At 50.1% G+C, this 21,055-nt stretch carries 23 protein-coding genes and 1 pseudogene; 14 read left to right on the forward strand and 10 right to left on the reverse strand.

The window, feature by feature from the left end; translation table 11 throughout:
• Positions 1-65 precede the first annotated feature (65 nt).
• The 4 genes from KNP74_RS00270 to KNP74_RS15000 all read right to left on the reverse strand — a co-directional run bounded on the left by KNP74_RS00270 (position 66) and on the right by KNP74_RS15000 (position 2,951).
• Positions 66-1,208, reverse strand: coding sequence for a sensor histidine kinase (locus KNP74_RS00270; RefSeq protein ID WP_214716240.1), 1,143 nt, complete (start codon positions 1,206-1,208; stop codon positions 66-68).
• Entirely contained in the window at positions 1,198-1,878 is a 681-nt protein-coding gene (locus KNP74_RS00275; protein ID WP_021067428.1) for a response regulator transcription factor, read from the reverse strand. The genes KNP74_RS00270 and KNP74_RS00275 overlap by 11 nt, the downstream gene beginning before the upstream one ends.
• Positions 1,879-1,898: 20 nt before the next feature.
• Positions 1,899-2,459, reverse strand: coding sequence for a VanZ family protein (locus tag KNP74_RS00280; protein ID WP_214763118.1), 561 nt, complete (start codon positions 2,457-2,459; stop codon positions 1,899-1,901).
• 369 nt (positions 2,460-2,828) lie between these two features.
• Positions 2,829-2,951, reverse strand: a complete 123-nt coding sequence (locus KNP74_RS15000; RefSeq protein ID WP_255417482.1) for a hypothetical protein — start codon at positions 2,949-2,951, stop codon at positions 2,829-2,831.
• A gap of 286 nt (positions 2,952-3,237) precedes the next feature.
• Between KNP74_RS15000 and KNP74_RS00285 the strand changes: the two genes are divergently transcribed.
• The 8 genes from KNP74_RS00285 to KNP74_RS00320 all read left to right on the forward strand — a co-directional run bounded on the left by KNP74_RS00285 (position 3,238) and on the right by KNP74_RS00320 (position 9,881).
• Complete coding sequence (locus tag KNP74_RS00285) at positions 3,238-4,500, forward strand: NCS2 family permease (RefSeq protein WP_214716244.1); 1,263 nt, start codon at positions 3,238-3,240, stop codon at positions 4,498-4,500.
• Positions 4,501-4,563: 63 nt separating this feature from the next.
• Positions 4,564-5,157, forward strand: a complete 594-nt coding sequence (locus KNP74_RS00290) for an Imm64 family immunity protein (protein ID WP_214716246.1) — start codon at positions 4,564-4,566, stop codon at positions 5,155-5,157.
• 109 nt (positions 5,158-5,266) lie between these two features.
• Positions 5,267-5,755 (forward strand): DinB family protein, encoded by a 489-nt coding sequence (locus KNP74_RS00295; protein ID WP_128122488.1) that lies wholly within the window; start codon positions 5,267-5,269, stop codon positions 5,753-5,755.
• Positions 5,756-5,877: 122 nt separating this feature from the next.
• Complete coding sequence (locus KNP74_RS00300) at positions 5,878-6,300, forward strand: DUF3916 domain-containing protein (protein WP_371816314.1); 423 nt, start codon at positions 5,878-5,880, stop codon at positions 6,298-6,300.
• A gap of 107 nt (positions 6,301-6,407) precedes the next feature.
• The gene (locus KNP74_RS00305; RefSeq protein WP_251130046.1) at positions 6,408-7,181 is read left to right on the forward strand and encodes a hypothetical protein; all 774 of its coding nucleotides are present in this window, start codon (positions 6,408-6,410) and stop codon (positions 7,179-7,181) included.
• Complete coding sequence (locus KNP74_RS00310) at positions 7,178-8,101, forward strand: AAA family ATPase (protein ID WP_214716248.1); 924 nt, start codon at positions 7,178-7,180, stop codon at positions 8,099-8,101. Before KNP74_RS00305 ends, KNP74_RS00310 begins: the two co-directional genes overlap by 4 nt.
• A gap of 2 nt (positions 8,102-8,103) precedes the next feature.
• The gene (locus KNP74_RS00315; protein ID WP_251130048.1) at positions 8,104-9,165 is read left to right on the forward strand and encodes a DUF58 domain-containing protein; all 1,062 of its coding nucleotides are present in this window, start codon (positions 8,104-8,106) and stop codon (positions 9,163-9,165) included.
• Between the two features lie 14 nt (positions 9,166-9,179).
• Positions 9,180-9,881 carry a hypothetical protein gene (locus tag KNP74_RS00320; RefSeq protein ID WP_214763119.1) on the forward strand — a complete coding sequence of 234 codons (702 nt, stop codon included), beginning with the start codon at positions 9,180-9,182 and terminating at the stop codon, positions 9,879-9,881.
• A gap of 92 nt (positions 9,882-9,973) precedes the next feature.
• On the opposite strand, the gene KNP74_RS00325 is transcribed toward KNP74_RS00320, so the two are convergent.
• Entirely contained in the window at positions 9,974-10,684 is a 711-nt protein-coding gene (locus tag KNP74_RS00325) for a GntR family transcriptional regulator (RefSeq protein WP_214763120.1), read from the reverse strand.
• Positions 10,685-10,846: 162 nt separating this feature from the next.
• On the opposite strand from KNP74_RS00325, the gene KNP74_RS00330 reads away from it, so the two are divergent.
• From KNP74_RS00330 to KNP74_RS00345, 4 genes are all read left to right on the forward strand, one after another.
• On the forward strand, positions 10,847-12,736 hold the full coding sequence (locus tag KNP74_RS00330) for a beta-glucoside-specific PTS transporter subunit IIABC (protein WP_214763121.1): 1,890 nt from the start codon (positions 10,847-10,849) through the stop codon (positions 12,734-12,736).
• 12 nt (positions 12,737-12,748) lie between these two features.
• The gene (bglA, locus tag KNP74_RS00335) at positions 12,749-14,203 is read left to right on the forward strand and encodes a 6-phospho-beta-glucosidase (protein ID WP_214763122.1); all 1,455 of its coding nucleotides are present in this window, start codon (positions 12,749-12,751) and stop codon (positions 14,201-14,203) included.
• 81 nt (positions 14,204-14,284) lie between these two features.
• Positions 14,285-15,046: a hypothetical protein gene (locus KNP74_RS00340; RefSeq protein ID WP_214763123.1), complete on the forward strand. Its 762-nt coding sequence runs from the start codon at positions 14,285-14,287 to the stop codon at positions 15,044-15,046.
• A 108-nt stretch (positions 15,047-15,154) separates the two neighbouring features.
• Positions 15,155-15,775 (forward strand): hypothetical protein, encoded by a 621-nt coding sequence (locus KNP74_RS00345; protein WP_214763124.1) that lies wholly within the window; start codon positions 15,155-15,157, stop codon positions 15,773-15,775.
• A gap of 139 nt (positions 15,776-15,914) precedes the next feature.
• Here KNP74_RS00345 and KNP74_RS00350 read toward each other — a convergent pair whose 3' ends face one another.
• Together KNP74_RS00350 and KNP74_RS00355 are read right to left on the reverse strand one after the other, a co-directional pair.
• Positions 15,915-16,772, reverse strand: a complete 858-nt coding sequence (locus KNP74_RS00350; protein ID WP_214763125.1) for an AraC family transcriptional regulator — start codon at positions 16,770-16,772, stop codon at positions 15,915-15,917.
• 89 nt (positions 16,773-16,861) lie between these two features.
• Positions 16,862-17,077: a hypothetical protein gene (locus KNP74_RS00355; RefSeq protein ID WP_214711388.1), complete on the reverse strand. Its 216-nt coding sequence runs from the start codon at positions 17,075-17,077 to the stop codon at positions 16,862-16,864.
• A 594-nt stretch (positions 17,078-17,671) separates the two neighbouring features.
• Between KNP74_RS00355 and KNP74_RS14895 the strand changes: the two genes are divergently transcribed.
• Entirely contained in the window at positions 17,672-17,824 is a 153-nt protein-coding gene (locus KNP74_RS14895) for an excalibur calcium-binding domain-containing protein (RefSeq protein ID WP_251130076.1), read from the forward strand.
• Between the two features lie 34 nt (positions 17,825-17,858).
• Here the strand turns inward: KNP74_RS14895 and KNP74_RS00365 are convergent, their stop codons facing one another.
• Both KNP74_RS00365 and KNP74_RS00370 read right to left on the reverse strand, forming a co-directional pair.
• Positions 17,859-18,398 (reverse strand): hypothetical protein, encoded by a 540-nt coding sequence (locus KNP74_RS00365; protein WP_214763127.1) that lies wholly within the window; start codon positions 18,396-18,398, stop codon positions 17,859-17,861.
• Positions 18,395-19,255 (reverse strand): alpha/beta fold hydrolase, encoded by an 861-nt coding sequence (locus KNP74_RS00370; RefSeq protein ID WP_214763128.1) that lies wholly within the window; start codon positions 19,253-19,255, stop codon positions 18,395-18,397. The genes KNP74_RS00365 and KNP74_RS00370 overlap by 4 nt, the downstream gene beginning before the upstream one ends.
• Positions 19,256-19,449: 194 nt before the next feature.
• Here KNP74_RS00370 and KNP74_RS00375 point away from each other — a divergent pair.
• Positions 19,450-20,209: pseudogene (locus KNP74_RS00375) on the forward strand (glucose 1-dehydrogenase).
• Between the two features lie 32 nt (positions 20,210-20,241).
• On the opposite strand, the gene KNP74_RS00380 reads toward KNP74_RS00375, so the two are convergent.
• Complete coding sequence (locus KNP74_RS00380) at positions 20,242-21,042, reverse strand: AraC family transcriptional regulator (RefSeq protein ID WP_214763129.1); 801 nt, start codon at positions 21,040-21,042, stop codon at positions 20,242-20,244.
• Between the last annotated feature and the right edge of the window lie 13 nt (positions 21,043-21,055).

The following is a 21,055-nucleotide window of genomic DNA, read 5'->3' on the forward strand; positions in this document are numbered from 1 at the left end:
CGCTCCGACATAAGCTTGAAGTTGATCCTCTTTTGTGTGAATGCAAAAATCATGGCGCGTGTAGGTCACACGGGCCATGATTTTTCATGAACAGCATTGGAAGAGACTTTTGGGAGAATGATTGTGAACGTCGTTTTTCTTGGTTGACTCGTCACGTGAATCTCGCCCTCATGTAAATCGATGATGGACTTGGCGATGGCGAGACCGAGACCTGATCCGCCGGTGTAATGTGCGCGTGACTTTTCCACTCTAAAAAATCGTTCAAACACGTATGGGATGTCACGTGAGGGGATGGCCTCCTCGCCGTAATTCGTCATGTTGATAAGAACCGTTTCATCCGTATCTTCGACAAATGTATCGATATACTTTCCGTCACGCCCGTAACGAATCGCATTCTCGAGTATATTCTCAAACACACGGACGAGCTTCAACGCATCCCCTTCCACGATGGGACGTTCGGCTGAGGAGCTGAATCGAGCTTCCATTCCAACTTCCGAGAGACGTAACGTCGACTGCATGATGAGCTGATTGAGCAATTCATCGAGACGGACCTCGCTTGTCTGGAGGGCAATCCGGTCGTTTTGTAGAAATGTATAGTCAAAGATATCGTTAATCAAGCCTTTCAGATGGGTCGCGTTCTCATGGATGACTTGGATGTAATGACGCAACTCCACCTCGTCCCGGTAACGGTCGCTGTGAATCAAGTCAAGATAACCCGTGATTGACGTGAGGGGGGAGCGCAAGTCGTGGGCGACGTTCGTCACGAGCTCATGTTTCAACCGATCCGCTTGAAGCACTTCCTGCTCCGCTTTTGCCGCACTGTCCGAGATGGCGCGTACGGTTGCCATCAATCGTTCTAGCTCTGGCGGGACAGATGGTTCAACCGAATCCCGGTCGGCGTGGAGTTCTTCGACAAGTGAAGTCATCCGCTCAATGTGAAACTGTAAATACCGTTTACGCTCATATTGATAGATCAACACGAGACAAACGATGACCATCAGACTGTAAAACATGACGATGACACCTTCCCGGAAATACGACAACACGATGATCAGACTCTCCATAAATCGTGATGACTCCTCGAAGTACCAGACGGCAGGCAGTAACAGAGCACCGCTCAGTGTGGCGACCCCAAACGCAATCAATACATACAGCAGACGTTTCCACATCGGGATGAACGTTATGACGCGCCATATATTATGTCTCAATTTTATATCCCACTCCCCACACCGTATGAATGATGACCTCATGTGGCACGACGGCATGTAATTTCTCACGGATGTTACTGATATGAACCATCACCGTCTGATTCGACCCGACGCCATGCTCTTGCCAGACAGCCTCAAATATTTCTTCAGAGCTATACACCCGGCCTTTATGTTTCGCCAGTAAATACAAAATCTCAAATTCACGTGCAGTCAATCGAATCGTCTGCTCTTGCATCATGACGGTGTGGCTGGCTCGATCGATGAGGAAAGGGCCAGCTTGTACACTTGAGGACTCGCTTGGTCGGTTATAGTTTGAACGGCGCAGCAATGCTTTAATACGTGCCATCAACTCGAGCGGATTGAACGGTTTGATGATGTAGTCATCGACTCCCGTCGTCAATCCCAATATCTTATCCATATCACCAACTTTGGCACTGACCATTAAGATCGGAATTTGGCTCGTCTGGCGCACCCGCTTACAAAATTCAAGCCCATCCATCCGAGGCATCATCCAATCTAAAATGATTAAGTCAAACGATTCTTGGTTGAACAAGTCAAGCGCCATTTCCCCGTCGGTTGCCATCGTCGTGTGATACCCGTCATTTTTTACATACACATCAATCAGTTCTGCGATTTGGACATCATCATCCACTAACAAGATTTTTGTCATGCTTGAAACTCCCTCGCGAATTAAAGTTGGAAATTCTGATACAAACGTCGGAACGGAGCGTATTGGACGACGAAGCGAACGAGTAAGAACCCTAAGAGCGCGCCGAACGCATTTGCCAATAAATCATTCACATCCGTGCTTCGTCCACTGCCTAGTGTCGTACGCACCAATAATTGAATCAGTTCAAGAATCAGACTAAACTGAAATCCTAATTTAAGTACTTCTTTTTTCGTGATCGACGGTTTCAAAAATGGAAGATAACAGCCGAACGGGAGGAGCATCACGATATTCAACACAAACGAATACACATCGATGGTCAAAATCGGAATAAAATTAATCGTTTTCCACCATGGTACTTGGTTCGCATATTTTCCTAAATTGACGTCAATCGGGAAAAACACGAAGTGAAGGACACCTAATAAGTATATCCCGAATGACAGAAGCAAAATGGTTTGTGTGACTTTTACATGTTTCTTGCGAAACGACCAGACGAGTAACGTGATGAGTCCGAGGATGGCGAGTGGGATGAGAACGACTCCTGATTCGATTGTGAACATAACTGAATAATTCTGATTATACATGGGAATAAACCTCCTAAGAATTTGAACTGTCTTCAGTGTAGATGGCAGATTTAAAGAATTCTTAAAGGAGTCATAAATGAAATCTAAAAAAGGCAAAGCGCTTTGCGTTGCCTCGAACTGTAGAACAATCAATCAAGAAGCTTGCTCTCGGAATAATGTCGGGCGTCCCGATATCATTCGTCACGTCAACTTCACCGTTTTCGTGTTTCTGTTACTGAAAAATGGGAACAAGTATGGTATGATGCAAGTAGAAAGAGACCGGTGCTGGACACACCGGCCTCTGGCGTACAGGTTACCACTTTAAGAGTGGCCCAGCCGCCACAATGGTTAGTGAATCAGAAAGTGACCCATCTCATTGCGCCGAGGGGGTCATTTTTTTGTGCGTTCAGACGTTGCACGATCGGATGTTTGATGTAACACCAAGTGAACGATGATCGGAGCGAGGATCGGGACGATCACATAATCGCCGACCCAGGTCCATAGTTGTTCCATCCGCACCACCGCCTTCCTCCATTGTGGACTTGGCGGCTGACCCCACTATTGCTGCGTTAACCTGCCTCTTCATTATAGCAGATTCTTGTCAAAAAAGATGCTAAAAACAGGAACGTTTGTTCTTATTTTATAAAATGAACCTTTCGTCCGAATGGGTCTCATGACTGGGTCCAAAGATGGATTTGAACCAATAATAGCTTGTATGTCAGAGGTCAGACAGGATATAATCAATCTCGTGTGTATAACCACATGGGTGGGTGAGGGTGCCAATAAAGGATTGATTCCTATGGCAAAACAAACAGAATGGAAAACAGAAACATACGGGGGCGTGCTGAACTTTCTGGCGACAGCATACATCCCGGCCGTTCACGCGGCAATCTTGACACAAGCCGGACTCCCGTTCGAGGGAGCGCTCGTCGGAGCGATTTTGACAAGCGTCATCGGAACGTTCATCGCAGGGCTGTTCAACTTGCCGCTGCTCCTGTTACCAGGGATGGGCATCAACGCGTTGTTCACGTACACGCTCGTCCTGCAGATGGGGCTGAGCTGGCAAGGCGCGCTCGCCGTCTCGTTCGTCTCAGGAGCGCTCGTCGTCCTATTGACGGTAACGAAAGTGGCGAGGAAACTCGCGAACGCTTTTCCGCCGATCATTCATGACGGATTGACGGTCGGGCTCGGCCTGTTCCTTATCTTGATCGGACTCGAGGCGGCGGGGATCGTCTCGGGCGGTGGTGGGGCACTGCTTCATATCGGAGACCTCGGGGAACGGCCGGTACAGGTCGCGTTCCTGTCGCTCTTCGTCGCCATCCTGCTCTTCTTGAAGATGGGACCGAGCAGTTTCTTATGGACAATCGCGTTCGGGGTCGGTTTAAGCGCCGTCATGGGTACGCTCGACTGGACCGGTGAGTTCGCGCTCACGCCGTTCTTCGAGTCGTTCGGGACCGTGTTCGGCAACGTCTCGTTCGCTGAGTCGGCGTCACCAATTTTCTTGGTCGCCGTCGGCGTATTGACGCTCGTCTTGCTGATCGAGAACATCAGCCTGATCCAGAATCAGACGCGCGCCATCAGCAAGGATGCGGATGCCCCGAAAGGGCTCGTCGCCCAAGGGTTATCGACGATGGCCGGTGCCCTATTCGGCTCGAGCCCGACCGTCTCGACGGTCGAGGTCGCGGCCGGCATCTCGGTCGGCGCTCGGGGCGGCATCGCCTCGTTCGTGACGTCAGGCCTGTACGTCGTCTCGCTCTTGTTGTTGCCGTTGTTCGCGATTATTCCGGTGACGGCGATTGCGCCGGTGTTGATCATTATCGGCATGATGATGTTCCAGAACGTGAAGCATCTCCCGCTCGACAATTGGGAGCATGCCTTCCCGGCGATTCTCGTCATCATCATGATTCCGTTCACGTATTCCATCGTCGATGGCATCGGGCTCGGATTCATCGCCTACACGATGATCGTCTTGTTCAAGAAGGGCTATCGGTCGCTCAGTCCGGTCGTCGGTGTCTTGACCGTATTGTTCTTGGTTTTCTTTTCTTTACCAGTCTGGCTGTAAGATAGGGCGGTACCGTGTAGACGGTGCCGCTTTTTTGTATGATGAGACAAAGGAGGTGTTTGAATGGATCAAGCAGGCGGATTCATTTCCATCGGGATGGCTTATCCGAGCCATTATCCGTTACCTGAACTTGCTCAAAATGTATGTGTGGAACTGTTAAGTAGCGGTGGCGAAATCATAAACGTGACATACAGTCAGGATAAGGCGGGCACTAGTTGGACGACAACGACAGGTACCGACTTTGCTCAGGTTGGGCATTACGGATCTATCCATTTACGAAGCAACTATTTTGGAGACGTGGACATGACGATGACCGTGTCCCTTCAAGAGATGGACACCTATGTCGGGATTCTCATCGATATAAAGTGGAATGATATCGTCTCACACCCTGCATCGAGACCCGTGTTCACACAGAAAATCGAACGACTGCTCGTTGACGTGTATCGCCATATGCCATTCTCGTACGCGCTTGCCGGGCACGAACTTGAGCTCGACTGGGCACCTGATGCGTTTCCGACATCAGCGGACTGGTTGGATACGTTCCCTCTTTTTATGGTCCCGTCACCACAAGGCGTGATGGTAACTTACGGTTCAATTTCAATCGACGGGATGACTCCTCAAACCAATATGAAGAGGTCTATCCCGTTATATGCATAAGTGAGGCTCAATCACCTCAATCAAGCATTCCTTGATTGACGAAGCTCAGTGCTAAGCGGCCGGAACATGATACAATTTTCTTAGCTTACAACCGAAGGAGGATACTTTTATGACGAAAACCTCAGATGTCATCGACGAGTTTGCATCCTATATAGACTGGTTAAACACATTGTCGGGATTGGATGAATCGATGTGGGAAAAATCGATTGCAACCGACAAATGGTCAATCAAAGCAATCGTCCTTCACATCGCCCATTGGGACAATCATCTGTTGAACGTCATCGTCCCGGCCGTCAAGACCGGGGAAGCCATGATTTTCCCTGAATTCGACTCATTTAACGCGCGAGCGACCCAAAAAGCGAAACGTCTTTCGGGAGAAAACGTGTTCCAGTTAGCCAAAACGAGTCGGAGCTTGCTTATAGAAACGCTTCGGTCATTACGTCAAGAGACGCTGACTTCTCACACGATGGCAAACGGAACGACCCATTCTCCGCATGACGGTGTTCCGTACACACTTGCCTATATCGTCACCGAGTTCATCGAACACGACCGGCACCATCAGCAACAAGTCGACAGCATCTTGGGGAAAACGTCTTGAAGAGACGAGCGAAAGTACGCGGTGTTAGACGAAGACTGAAACGGTTGCGCATGGATGTCGACGAACAGACCTATTCGTTCCCGACGACGTTTCACGACGGGTATTAGCATAACAAAATCCCGATTGATCAATCGTTCTTATCGTCTGTACAGGAGAACAGCCGGATTCAACGTGCGATTATCGAGGTGATGATGGAAGGGGCCTCACGTCTAGTGCATAACCGAGAAGAGGAGCGATACCAGGTCGTCGTCTTACTCGATTTGCCGACGCTCTGGCAGTCCGAACTTCTCGTGTTTGAAAGCGACGCACGACTAAAGGCGTTCATGGAACGCGATACGTCTGAGCAGACATGGACGCGCTTGCCAGTGGGCTCTGTGTGCCTACAGCGATTCATGCTTCCGGCGAACGTCGAGGTGCATCGGTTTCACGAACTGATTCAAGATGAAGATTATATGCATAGTGGAGAAGTCTGGTTGCTCGTGTACAATAAGCGGGCAACTTTTTTTGCTAAAAAACTGAATATTCCATTAATCCGTATGCTATAATCCTTTCAAATCCATTTTCCAAAAAAAGGATTAAATGGAATCGATGAATGAAAGGAGTCGTTGAATGGGATGCAGTCGAATCTACATATTCACATACGGGTCGTTACATGAGAAAAGCCAAAGTTCTGTTTGTATCAGCAGTCTTGATTTCTTTACTGGTTGTCGCACTTATTTCATTTTCAGGTCAACTTGCTTATACCTACTTCAAAGGGTTGGACATTTCAGGGAGCCCCATCACAAGTTGGGTCACGGATTGTCATGACAAGCGAAAGTTGTTTGGGATAATTGAGGTCGTCGATACGGATGTTTGGTGTGGAGATGGTAGTGACGCAGATCCCGGTCCCGGTATTTCTGAAGCAGGAGCGGTTGTTGGGCCATCAGATGATGAAGGCGGCACACCAAGGGAAGATGAGAATAACTCGTCTCCGTCATATGGTACACCATCTACAAGCGAATCCGATCGCCTTTCCCTGTTGCCTTACACTGTCAGCGCTTTCCTCCTTCTTTTGATTGGTGTATGGATGTGGCGTAGACCCTTCCACAAAAAGGGGAGGGAAGCCGTTCCGATAGACGAGAGGATCCACTCAAGGCAAGAGACAGACGAAACGTTCGAAGAGGCAAAACGCTCCGCTCATCCGCTACCAGATTCCCCGTTGCGGCAACATTTGATTCAATTCGAACAAGCGCTACCGCCAGAAAAACGTCGACGGACGTTCGAGACGTTATCCGCCTGGGCGAGCCGCATTCAACTCGACGCCTCGCTTCGGAGCTATTTAGAGACCCGTTATGACAAAGTCGAGATCACGCCACAACGTGAAGAAGCGTTCAAACAACAGCTTGATGCCTATTTACTTCGTTTAGAAAAGGAGCCACCCTTATGACCATCAAACGTGTATTGGAACAATTGGACCAAATCTATCTCGGAAAACCTGAAATCACGCGCCTCTGCTGCACGGCGCTACTCGCGAACGGGCACATCTTGTTAGAGGACGTCCCGGGTACCGGGAAAACGTTACTTGCCAAAAGTATTGCCAAGAGTTTTGAAGCTGATTTCACGCGCATCCAATTCACGGCCGATTTGCTTCCGACCGATATCATCGGTTCTGACTTCTTCAACGTGCAGACACAGACGTTCGAAAATCGGACAGGACCGATCTTTACCAACATCTTATTGATTGATGAAGTGAACCGAGCCGTCCCCCGGACACAATCCGCCTTGCTCGAGGCGATGGAAGAGCGGCAAGTCTCGATCGGCGGAGTCACGTATCAACTGCCGGAACCGTTCTTCGTTATCGCGACGCAAAACCCGATCGAATCGGCAGGGACGTTCGCCTTGCCCGACGCTCAACTCGACCGTTTCTTGATGTCCCTTCAAGTCGGATATCCTGAAGCAGGAGAGGAGCGACAGTTGATTCTTCAGACAATTTCTAAGACACGCCACATCGTTCATGCCCTCATGTCGTCCGAAACGTTTTTAGCAGCGCAGCGAGCAGTTGAGGAGGTCCGTATCCATGACGACGTCGTCACCTATCTGCTCGCCCTCATCCAAGAGACACGACTTCATCCGCTCGTCGAAGTCGGAGCCAGTCCTCGCGCGACGCTCGCCCTCGTCAAGGCGTCTCAAGCTTACGCTTATATCGAAGACCGTCAATTCGTGACCCCGGAAGATGTCCAAGCCGTCGCGACGCATGTTCTGGCACACCGCTTGACGCTCACGCTCGAAGGGGACGTGAAATCGACGAAACGGGAAGTTCTCGCTGATATTTTGGAGCGAGTCGATGTACCGGTCGAGAAGGTGTGAAGATGCGACAAGTCGAAGTGAGCACACCGTCACTTTTAGACGACAAGCTATGGCCGGCCTATACCGGAATCCTACTTCTGTTCATATGGTTCCCATATGTGTGGCCGCTCGCCTATCTGTCTGGCGCATTACTAGGATTGATGCTGATTCGGAAATGGCTGACGCAGAAAATTGTCGAAGGGACACGTTTATCGTTCCACCAGAAAGAGCAGTTGTTGTTCGTAAATGATCGTGTCTCGCTAAGAATGGAGGTGACAGGTGTAGAACGTCTCCAAGAACTCGGAATCCCGACATCGGTCCGCCTGGTCACGGGACACGGCTTGACGTTTGACGAAGATCAGCGCGTACATGTCATTCAACTTCGTGAGGAATCGACCTATTCGCTTCCAATTCATGCGAAACAGCGCGGGCCCGTCCAAGTCAATGAATGTACACTTCAGTTCAGACTCCCATTTTGGCTTGGCACCATCTTCGTCACAAATCATACGCTTCCATCCTGGATCATACTCCCATCCATCACGAGACAGAACAGATTTGACTCACGCCTGGTACGGATGGGGGACCGACTCGTTAAACATTCACCGCTCAACGACCCGTTGATGATTCAAAGCACAAAACGGTATGAGCAAGAGCCGGTCAAACAGATTGACTGGATCGCGACAGCCAAGACAGGAAAACTTCAGGCGAAAGTGTATCAACGCCAAAACCTCGATACATTCACGCTCGTGCTCGACTTGAGCGGTCCGCTAGGGAATGGCCTTCATGCGCGCTATGAAGAGTTGATTCAACAGGCCGCTTATCTGGTATCCTATTTAGTGAAGGAAGATTGTAAAGTCGAGCTGTTCATCAATCGGCTCGATGCTGAGAATCATATCGACCACCTGCGAATGAGTGACGGTCGCAAGCAATTGCGCCTCGCCCTCGTACGTCTGGCGTGGGTCCATGAATCCGATCGATTCGTCGCTTCGAAACGGTTCAATCAAATCATCGAGCGACAGAATCATCCGCATGCGGAAGTGATTCGGATTGACGCGTCACTGCTCAAACAGATGTCTATCAGTTGAAAGGAGAAAACATGTTGCGCCACCTCACAACATTCGCCCTAGCTGGGGCCTTCACGCTCGTTGCTACGTCAGCAGCTGCCGCGCCGACTGAACGATCCGCGGAGCGTTTTGCTGAAAAACATTTCGAGTCAATCGTCCTCGACCATATCGAAGGTGACGACCCGAGTAACTATCATTTGACGGAAAGTCGCGCCATCTCGTTCGGTTCGCTCCATGAAGTGATGATTGCCGCGCAATCCTGTTATTCGTCGGACGAAATGTGTACGTTTGTCTCGAGCAAGGAGTACGTATCAGCCGTCCTACAAGATGGAGAGCCGAGAAATGTCATCGGCACGTACGAGCAGGAACCGGGCCTCTTCGCCTTCTCCACGTTCGGGTATGGTGACGAGTTGGCCATTGCCTTAGCTGATGTGTCCGGTACATTGGTCCATTCCTCGCGAGAGAATGCCTGGTTTGACTATGATGGAAAGAAGTTGACCGCCTTGACGACCGATGCGAAACGGTTCATCGAAGGAGACAGGATCACGCTCGAGATGTATCAGAAACGCTTGGTCGAGACACAATCCAACACCGAAGCGCAGCCAGGGGATGCGCTTACTGGTGGTTCAGGTGACGTTCAGACAACAGAACCAACATCATATCGGATGCTCGGACTCGCGTTGTTGGCGGTGCTCCCGCTCGCTTATCTTTTTTTCCGAAGGCGATGGAGAAAGTGAAATGTAAACGTCAGTGATTGATTTAAAGCGAAAACCGCTCGTCTGAGCCATACAAAAACACCGCTCCACGCAAATCGCGTAGAGCGGTGTTTTCACATGTATGGTCCGTTCGCTTGGACGACGAACTGTGAGTGTTCGTAATGATACGTGATGCGTGAATAATCGAACGGCTTCCCGTTCGAAAGATGGAAAATCGTCTCGATGCGGAGCGTCGGGTCCTCCGTCTGTAAACCTAGATAGCCGGATTCCGTCTCGGTCAATCGCCCGACCTGCATGTACATGTCCGAAAAGCCGATGGTGACGCCGAGTGCGCCTTGTACGTAATCGAAGATCGAGTCGGCGACGATCTCTCGGTTCAAATACGGGACAATCGCCTTCACATAGTACGACTCCTCGTAACAGAACACCTCGCCGTCGACGAAGCGGACCCGCTCGACGCGATAGACGTCATCCGTCACGTCGATGCCAAGGTTCTGTGCGACCATCGCGTCCGGTTTCGTGACCGAGACGTCGAGCACGTCCGACGTCAACACCCGGTCACCAAGGTTGCTCTTGAACCCTTGTGTCGAGAACAGGCTCATATAGCCCGGACGGTTGTGGCGCCGGACGAAGATGCCGCTCCCCCGCAATTGAAAGATGACGCCTTTCCGTTCCAGCAACTCGAGCGCTTTCGTGATCGTACTCTTGCTGACGGCATATTGGCTCATCAACTGCTCGAGGACGGGCAGTTTATCTCCTTGCTTCAAATCATGTTGATTGATGTACTGTTCAATCTCTGCTGCCACTTGTTGATATTTAAGCACGCTCATCCCTCATCTACTTGAAAATGTTGCCTTCATTATACCACACACATGTCTACGAAACGTTCACAAACTATTTATTGTATCGCTATTGATTAATTGTACCGGTACAATTATAGTAAGAGTGTACAAAATGTAAGCGTTACATCAAAGGAGGGTTTTCAGTTGAGTAAAGTTCGGGATTATTCAAAACTGGCTCGGGATATTTTAGAGGCCGTCGGAGGGGAAGACAACGTCATCAATGCGGCCCGCTGTGCGACGCGACTCCGCCTCGTCTTGAAGCGGTCGAATCCGCAAGCGAAAGAACAAGTCATGGCGATGCCAGGTGTCATCACGGTCGTCGAGACGGGTGGCCAGTTCCAGGTCGTCATCGGGCAGCATGTCGGGGAAGTGTTCGATGAGTTCACGAAACTGGTACAGATCGAAGGGACGGAGGTCGAAGACGGAAACAAGGGGACCGTCCTCAACCGCATCATCGCAACGATGTCCGCCGTATTCGCACCGTTCATCTATATCTTGGCCGCAGCCGGGATTTTGCAAGGGGTACTCATCATCACGACATTGTTGTTCGACGGTTTCGCCAAGACGGGGACGTACGAAGTGTTCAGCTTCATCTCATGGGCACCGTTCACGTTCTTACCGATTTTCATCGCCATCACGGCATCGAAACACTTTAAGACGAACACGTTCATCTCCGTCGCAGCCAGTGCGGCGTTGGTCAGTCCGACATGGGCCGAGATGGCGGCTCGCATCACGTCAGGGGAGACGATCAGTTTCCTCGGCCTCGCCTTGTCAGGTACGACGTATACGTCATCGGTATTACCACCGCTCTTCCTCGTCTGGATCTTATCTTACGTCGAGCGGTTCTTGAACCGACACATGAACGAGGTCATTCGCCCTCTGTTCGTACCGTTCTTCAGTTTGGTGCTCATGGTGCCGCTCACGATTCTCGTCGTCGGACCGATCACGACGATGGGTGCGGTCGGAATCGCCAACGGCTACAACTTCTTGGCGGAAAACGCGCCGATGCTCGCTGGCGCGATTATCGGTGGTCTCTGGCAAGTCATCGTCATCTTCGGGGTCCATTGGGGTGTGACGCCGATGGTGCTCGCAAACTTCGACTTGTATGGCCGTGACTCGTTCCAGGCATATCAGACGATCGCCGTCATCGCCCAAGTCGGTGCCGTCCTCGGTGTCATCTTGAAGGCGAAGAGCCAAGAAATCAAAAAAGTCGGTGTCTCGGCTGGGATTACTGGACTATTCGGAATCACAGAGCCTGCCATTTACGGGGTGACACTCCGCTTCAAGAAACCGTTCATCTTTGGATGTATCTCAGGGGCCATCGGAGCCATCGTGGCCAGTTTCTTCAACCCGTATTACTTCGCTTACGCTGGTCTCCCAGGTCCGCTCACCCTTGTGAACGGAATCAGTGAAGACGTACCGACCTCGATTTGGGGATTGTTAATCGGGACAGCGATCGCCATCATCCTTCCGGTCGTCTTGATTCAAATCTTCGGTTTCGGAGAAGACACGGCCAAACAAGTGACAGAAGTGACGGAAACACCTGCGACGGCAGAAGCGAGTGCGACGCTCGTCCAGGAAGAGACGATTGCTTCACCGCTCTCTGGAAAAGTCATCGCCTTGAACGATGTTCCGGACGACGTATTCGCCTCCGGAGCGATGGGGAAAGGTTATGCCGTCGAGCCAGACGGGAATAAGGTCATTGCACCGTTTGACGGGACGGTCGTCATGGTCGCACCAACGAAACATGCGATCGGTCTCCGTTCGAACACTGGGGTTGAACTCTTGATCCACGTTGGTCTCGATACGGTGACGCTCGATGGGAAACCGTTCACCGTGCACGTCAAAGACGGCGACGGCTTTAAAGCGGGCGATGTGTTGACGACGTTCGACCGTGACATGATCGCTGCACATAATATTTCAAGCATCACACCTGTCATCGTGACGAACAGCGCGACATACGCCGACGTACTCGTCCAAGCAAGTAATCAGACAGACACGACGACACCAATGCTCACGATTGTTAATCAATAAGGAGGAACTACCATGAAGACATTACCAAAAGACTTTCTATGGGGCGGCGCGCTTGCCGCCCACCAATTTGAAGGCGGCTGGGACGCCGACGGCAAAGGGCCGAGCGTCGTCGACGTGTTGACGGCCGGCGCTCACGGCGTCGCGCGTCGGATCACGGACAAGGTCGAGCCGGACGAATTTTATCCGAACCATGAAGCAATCGACTTCTATCACCGTTATAAAGAAGACGTCGCGCTCTTCGCTGAGATGGGCTTGAAGTGTCTCCGCACGTCAATCGGTTGGAGCCGGATCTTCCCGAACGGGGACGATGCGGAGCCGAACGAGGCAGGGCTCCAATTTTATGACGACTTGTTCGACGAGCTGTTGAAGCACGACATCGAGCCGATCATCACGTTGTCCCACTTCGAGATGCCGCTCCACCTCGCACGTGAGTACGGCGGGTTCCGCAACCGTGCCGTCGTCGACCATTTCGTCCGCTTCGCCGAGGTGTGTTTCGACCGCTATAAAGACAAGGTCAAATACTGGATGACGTTCAACGAGATCAACAACAAGATGGACGTCAACAACCCGCTCTTCTTATGGACGAACTCTGGCGTCATCGTCGAAGACGGGGAGAACGCCCGTGAAGTGATGTATCAGACGGGGCACCATGAGTTGATTGCGAGCGCGCTCGCCGTCGCGAAAGGGAAAGCGATCAACCCGGACTTCGAGATCGGGGCGATGGTATCACACGTGCCGATCTATCCGTTCTCGTCAAACCCGGACGACGTCATGCTTGCTGAAGAGATGATGCGTCAGCGTTACTTCTTCCCGGACGTGCAAGTGCGCGGGGTGTACCCGAGCTACGCCTTGAACGAATTCGAGCGGGAAGGGTACACAATCCCGTTCCTTGAAGGGGACGAGGAAATCTTGAAGAACGGAACCGTCGACTACCTTGGCTTCAGTTACTACATGTCGACGACCGTGAAGAGTGACGTCGTCGCCGACAACAGTGGTGACATCGTCAATGGCGGTCTGCCGAACGGCGTCGAGAACCCATATATCAAGTCGAGCGACTGGGGCTGGGCAATCGACCCGGTCGGCCTCCGCTACGTGCTCAACCGGTTGTATGACCGTTATCAAATCCCGCTCTTCATCGTCGAGAACGGGTTCGGCGCCGTCGACGAGATTGTCGACGGGAAAATCCATGATGCGGCACGCATCGACTACTTGAAGGCGCATATCGAACAGTTGAAACAAGCGGTCGTCTATGACGGCGTCGACTTGATCGGCTACACGCCATGGGGCATCATCGACATCGTCTCGTTCACGACGGGCGAGATGAAGAAACGGTACGGCATGATTTATGTCGACCGTGACAATGAAGGCAACGGCTCGATGGAGCGGATGAAGAAAGACTCGTTCGATTGGTACAAGCATGTGATCGAGACGAACGGGGAAGCGTTGGAATACAAAGTGACAAAATAAAAATGACTCCTTTTGACTTTCTAAGTGATAGTCAAAGGGAGTTTTTGTATGATGGTAAGTAGAAAGAAATGGGGGCACTCCATGAGACATATCTCAATTCGTTTAGGTACAACTCTTAATCAACCACATGATCGGAACTGGAGGAAGCGACACATCACCGAGATTCACTCGTCATACGTGTTTGAAGAATTGCTTGCGAATTATCTGTCTCGATTCATCGAGCAAGACGAGGTCCGATTCACATCCGACGAACTCGTTGGGATAGAGCTTCTAGTGGCACATGAGACGAAGTCATATATGCACCATACGTTTGATGAGACAGACAATCAGGTGCTGGTCCATGAGTTCACGAGTAAAACGTTCAACTATGAGAATTATTTAATGATTCTTGACGAGAAAGAGAAGTTTCGTCATTTCGCTGAGCTCGTTCGTGAAGTGCTCGTACCACTATTAGAAGTACATACGTTCAGTAAGAGAGAAGCGATTTCTGACATCATCGAACAATGTTTGAGGCAAATCGAAATGAATGACTACAAGTTGGTCATTTTGCCAAATAAAACTCCAAAATCAAATAAAAAACGAAATCGGATAGCTGTTTTTAAATTGATTGTCTCTGTGACAGGTGCTACGTTTTGGATTGAAGTTTATGAAAAAGACATGAGGTTATTCCAAGCAAAAGTGATTGAAGAAATCGCGAACCCTAATTCGTTCTCATTATATTTCGGAACGAGTAGTTGGGAGTCCGATGACGTGTTCACGATCCATTCCAAAGTTCGAAATTGGAATGCGCGAGTTGATGTCCTGAATGGAACAATCGACATTTATAAACAAATAAGGGACTAAGGAAGCAAAGCCATCTCGGAGATATAGAACGCTATGACTAAACGACAGTAACTGTCATTGTATGAATAACTCTAAGCCAATCACCATTCATAACGGGAGGGACATCAAGTGGAATACCCTGTACTTAAAACTCCAATTTTTTTTAGTGTAAGATATGAAGAACTTACTCCAAAATTGTTAAATCAATATTTCGAATACATGATGACTAATCTAGAAACTAGAATATGGGTTTTAATAAAACAAACAACACTAAACCGCGTAGTAGAGCATAAAGAAATATTTAGTGATCAAGTCATGGATGAAGTATTTGATTGGGCCATAGAAAATCTGGAAATCAGAAAACTCTCAGAATATACGGAGGAAGAACTATTAAACTGTAACCTTGAAAATGCTGCGCCATACGAATTATCAAAAAGGAAATTTCTAGCCTCGTTGCTAAAAATAAAAAATGAGAATCACGCCGCTATAAATATGATAGACATTCACGATTACAAATTATTAATGGATTTAGGTTTATATTTTGGCGAGTGTTTGAGGCAAAGAATAGATGGTGCCGAATGGGGAGTCTTTAAGAAAAAGAAACATGACATTACAAATCATTTAGTAATTTTCTTTAGTAATGGTGCTGCATTCTGTCCTTTCTCTGAAGTGGAATTGCTTTTAGGCGATTACGAATCAGAATTTATGACTTTAAAAGATCGAATGATTGAACTTAAAGAAATGGATTGAAAACACGACTTGAAGTAGACAATTCAGGATTTATAACACACAAAACCAATGAACTACTCTAACGAATGAATTATAAACGAGTCGAAAACGCCCCCCTAGATATTAACTCTAGAGAGGGCGTTTTTGACTAGGAGACTGTTTATTCTTTCACCGCTACCCACACTTCGCTATAGACGTTGTCCGATGGTCCGTCATGCTTCGTGAACGAGATGCTCGGCAAGTCGGCCAGTTCGTACCCAGACGTCGGTAGCCATTCGGCATACGTTTTGGCCATCGTCTCCTGGAGCGTCTCCGGGAACGGGCCGGCATTCGGGAAAACGGCCCACAGGTTCGACTCGATCGTAATCTGTTCAAGATCCTCGTACGGATTATCTTGTGTGGTCGCGAAGCCAATCATGTGCGTGAGTGAACCCGTTTCGTCCAAATAGCCTTCATCGAAGTCGTACGACACGTTGAGCACTTGATGCGGATAGAGGTCCGCCAACTGATGCATCTCGCTTCGCTGTTGCGACGTGATTGATTGCGCCAACTCGACGATTGCATTGTTCACACCTTCAAATTGAATCGGGACGCGTTTGGACACGCCGACGACGTTGAATGAAGGTTTATGTTCTAATTTGAATTCCATTGAAATTCCTCCTTTGATGTCGATGTAGAAAGTGAATTTCGGGAATGACTTTTGAATCTTGTTCTTGATCACTTCAGACGGTAAAAAGCCACACCAGTCTCGAAACGCTCGCGAGAACCCGTCGACGGATTGGTATCCATACGTATACGCCACGTCCGTGACCGATTTCCCATGAATCAAGTCCTTGTTCGCTTCTGACAGCCGACGATTTCGGATATATTCATTGAGCGTCATCCCGGCCATGTAGGAAAACATGCGTCGAAAATGATAGTCGGATACCCCGACGATGCGTGTGATATCCTCACTCGTGATGTCTTCTGTTAAATGTTGATCGATGTGGTCCATCAATCGGTTCAATGATTCAAGCATCAGCATTCCCTCCTTTCTGCATTCATCATACTTCGAACGTCGTAGGGGCACTCGATGATTTTGATACGGATATCATCGGATAGAAGGCATCACTGGTTGTAGCCGATGAACATCGTGAACATGATGAGAATGATCGATGACGTCATGAGTAGAAACGCAAGCGAGCTCGCGAACACGAGAAAACCTTTGGAGAAGTGGCGTCGTCGTTTCCAAATCCCGATGACGAACACGACGTTCAAAATGAGAAATAGTGCGAGCAGCAGTAACGGGAGAGCCCGGTCCTGTATCAACATAAGTAAGTCCATAACTAATTCCCTTTCTTTGCGGGTTTGTTAACAATGAAATCAGTGATGCTCGGTAAAGACGAGATACCAACAGTCGTATCCTTGCCAGACGCGTATCGTCCAACAAGATCCGTTCGGAAAGTCGTCAAGAGAAAACGCATGATCAAAGGTGATCTGGTGTTTGAATGTCTTGTCCCACAATGTCTGTAGTTGGTCGAGTGGCTGTTCTTCTAACTGGATCCGCCGCGAAGAATGGTGTCGGGTGATCAAACACTTGATGGCCTCAGGACCAAACACCAACCGTTCGATGAACTCCAAAGTAAGCGGTTCAACTATCTCGTGTTCCGAGACAAGCAAATTCCCTTGATAAACTTGTTCATTATTATTGTCGATATGAAACGGTGATAAGGTCAATGTGATGGTCCTTTCATTTGAACATTTTATAAATCAGGTTAGTTATCCTAATCCCTCCTATAATGAACGAGAATGGTAACGCATATCGTTTGTGATCAAGGAGGAAACAATCATGAAGAAACTACTTCGTGCGACCATCGCCGGCATCGCGTTGTTCACGCTGAGCATCGCGCCGTCAGAAACCGCGGACGCTGCACCGAACTGAATAAGACGTACAAGGGCGGTGTCGCCAAAACGAAGACGACGAAAAACAAAGGTGGTAAGACGAAGTACAAGCCTTATGCCAACAGTTCGTTATACGAAGCGAACAAATCAAAAGATCGAGACAAGGACGGCATCGCTTGCGAGCGCTAAGAGATGAGAGGACAGCCGTCCTCCGTCTCTTTTTTTAGTTGTTGAAGCGGTAGGATATGTCTCCCGCAGCATCGTAGCCGATGATGGACTCAATCGACTCGATTTGGTCGACGAGCACGAACCAGACGTCATTCCCGGCCTTTGTCTTCAACAGTTCCGGTTCGAATTTGTCTCCGTTCAACTCGACGACGACTCGGGTCGTATCACCGTGGTTCATCCCATAAAGGATGTCGTAGGGGGAGCATTCTGACCGATCCCCGCACGATTGGCCGAAAGTGGCCCACGTGAGCCCTGCCTCGGACAGCGATTCAGATGTAATTGACTGAACCTGATTGTCGACAGTAAGTTCAAGACCTATGCCTTGCGCAACCGGCTCTTCACTCCATTCCTCGACGATGTAACTGTTCGTGAAAAAGCGAAGACTCATATTACGGTCATCAACAGGGTAGGTGAGAATCGGTTCCGCTCCCTCGGGCAATTGTGTCTGCTTCGTCGAATCAAATGCCCAGGCCACTCCGGCTGATACCAACAATAAGCACACAAGAATGAGGACAATCTTTTGCTGACGCTTCATAACAGACCGCTCGCTTTCTCAACTTGTAAAAACTGTCGTACCTGTTCAAGCGGGAACGCCGGGTTCCAATGGACGAAGTGGCCGCCTGTCATTCGTATGTAAGTGATCGGCAGCTCATGCCGTTGCAGGTCCAGAATGGCTGACTTCGTCAATCGGACTTCTTTGTCGTCCAGTCCGACAAAATCGCCGTAAATAAGTAACGTCGGGACTTGAAGTGAACGCATAAGCTGCGGCACGTCAAGGTGATAGAAGCCGAACAGCAGATTCAATCCGCCTCGTCCGAGTTTAGCCGGGTCGTTCAACGCGCGCCGAATCTCGTTTCGTTCAGAGAGGCCTGTCTGTGCGCAGAAAGTCTTAACCTGTTCCTCTGTAACTGGAGATGTACCTTCATCTGAAATGACCTTCGTCTCGATTTTGGGGACGAGTCGAGGTCCGAACAGACGATAAAGTCCGCTCAGGAGCGGGACGGCAAGGCCAAACACGCCATACTCTCTCAACGGAACGCAAGGGAACGCCTTATGGCCTTGATCGAGCAAGACGAGCCGCTCCACGTGCTCGGGATAATGCGTGGCGAAAGCGAGAGCGATCGCACCTCCAAGTGAATGCGCGATCACATGGACGGGTCCGATTCGATGTGTGATGACGTAGTCGTTGACCCAATCCGCCAACTGTTCGGACGTCACGACCTGCTTAATCCCTTCACTTCGCCCGAACCCTGGCAAATCCAGCAAATGCACCTCGAAGTCGTCGCATAGCACCTCAGCGAGTGAACGACCTTCTTCTCCGGTGAATCCTCCAGCCGGTAAAAATATAACGGGTGTCCCGCTTCCCATCACTTCTGCATGATAACGATTCAATTGAATCCCACCTTCCAACTCCCAATATCTGTATCTTTCCATTGTACGTGACTAGTGATTGGAACAGAAGCAGATTCTTTCAAACGGAGATACGTTTTCACCCAAATCCAGGTATAGACTAATGACACGTGAGCAGGTTGCACTTGTCGTTTTCTCTGTCGCTCTTGAGTTGTCTCAACAAGGAGGAATGCGGTGTGAAATTATCGGGTAGAACGGCAATTGTCACCGGGGCCGGGTCAGGGATGGGTCGGGCCATCGCCAAACTGTTTGCCGAGGAAGGGGGCACGCGTCGTCGCCATCGACATGAACGGGGACTCAGTCGAAGCGGTCGCCTCAGAGATTAAAGCGAGCGGCGGGGAAGCCGTCGGCGTCGCCGGGAACGTCACAAAGCAGGAAGATATCGACAAGATGGTCGAGACGGCGACGAGCACGTTCGGTTCGCTCGACATCTTGGTCAACAATGCCGGCATCATGGACAACTTTTTGACCGTCGGCGAAGTGACCGAAGAGGTGTGGGACCGCGTCATCGCCGTCAATTTGACCGGACCGATGAAACTGGCCCGGGCCGCGATCAACATCATGGACAAGCAAGAAACGGGCGGCGTCATCATCAATAACGCCTCGGTCGGTGGCCTGTTCGGGACACGCGGCGGTGCCTCGTACGTCGCCTCGAAGCACGCGCTCATCGGCCTGACGAAAAATATCGCCGCCACATACGGTACGTTCAACAAGATTCGGGCCAACGCCATCGCACCGGGCGGGGTCAATACGAATATCGGCGCCACCATCACCGCGCCGAGCGAACTCGGGATGCGAGCCATCCAAGGGGCAGGGGAGGCTCCGATGGGTGAACCGGAGCAAATTGCCAAGGTCGCGTTGTTCCTCGCCTCCGACGATTCGAGTTTCGTCAATGGAGACGTCTTGAAAGCAGACGGCGGTTGGACCGCCCGTTAACGAGAAAAAGCCGACACGATTGTCGGCTTTTGTTATGTCTGTCGCTTTCGGTACGCCAATGGTGTCACCGCATGGACTTTTTTAAACGATTGCACGAAATGGCTCACGCTCGTGTAGCCGAGACGATGCGCTAGATCGGCGATCGGTTCCTTCGACTCCTCGACGAGGCGCGCCGCACGATGCATGCGGACGTTCTGGACGTAGGCGAGCGGCGATGTGTCGCCCCATTTTGTAAAGTAGCGGCAACATTCCGCCCGGCTCAGACCACCCGTTGCTGCGATGTCTTCGAGCGTCAGTTTCATCGTGTCATGGTCATGTATGTAGGCGAGCATGAGACGCATCCGTTCCTGAACATGATGTTTCGTTCTGCTTTGCGGCTGTTGAATCCAATAGCGCCAAATGACTGCGAGCTGTAAGCTCGCATCGAGCAACGCGAACGAGGACTTCTTCTTCAGGCTGCGAATCACTTTGTCGATTATGTCGAGGACGGGCTTATCTCCTGGTTCACCGGGATGCAACACTTTACTACGCGACGTCTCGGCGTGCGGTGTCACGTACAACTCCGCAAGCGACGGAGAGAATAGGTCTAACGGCTCGACGGAGATCACGACCAAACGAAATGGCTCTCCTTTCGGTTCAACTTTCACGATTTGTCCACGGTCTAAGATCAACGCCATCCCGGAGCGGAGCCGAGACCGTGTCCCATTGACGAGCAGGTCGAGTTGTCCGTTCGTGATTAACCAGATTTGAAACAGCGGATTCACTTTGATCGTCGTCTCAATCGTCGTTTCAGTCCACTCTTGGATATCAATCAGATTTCCTTCAACCTTCATCCGAACACCTCAA

Origin of the sequence: Exiguobacterium sp. s141 (assembly GCF_018618085.1) — a bacterium.
Lineage (GTDB): Bacteria > Bacillota > Bacilli > Exiguobacteriales > Exiguobacteriaceae > Exiguobacterium > Exiguobacterium mexicanum_A.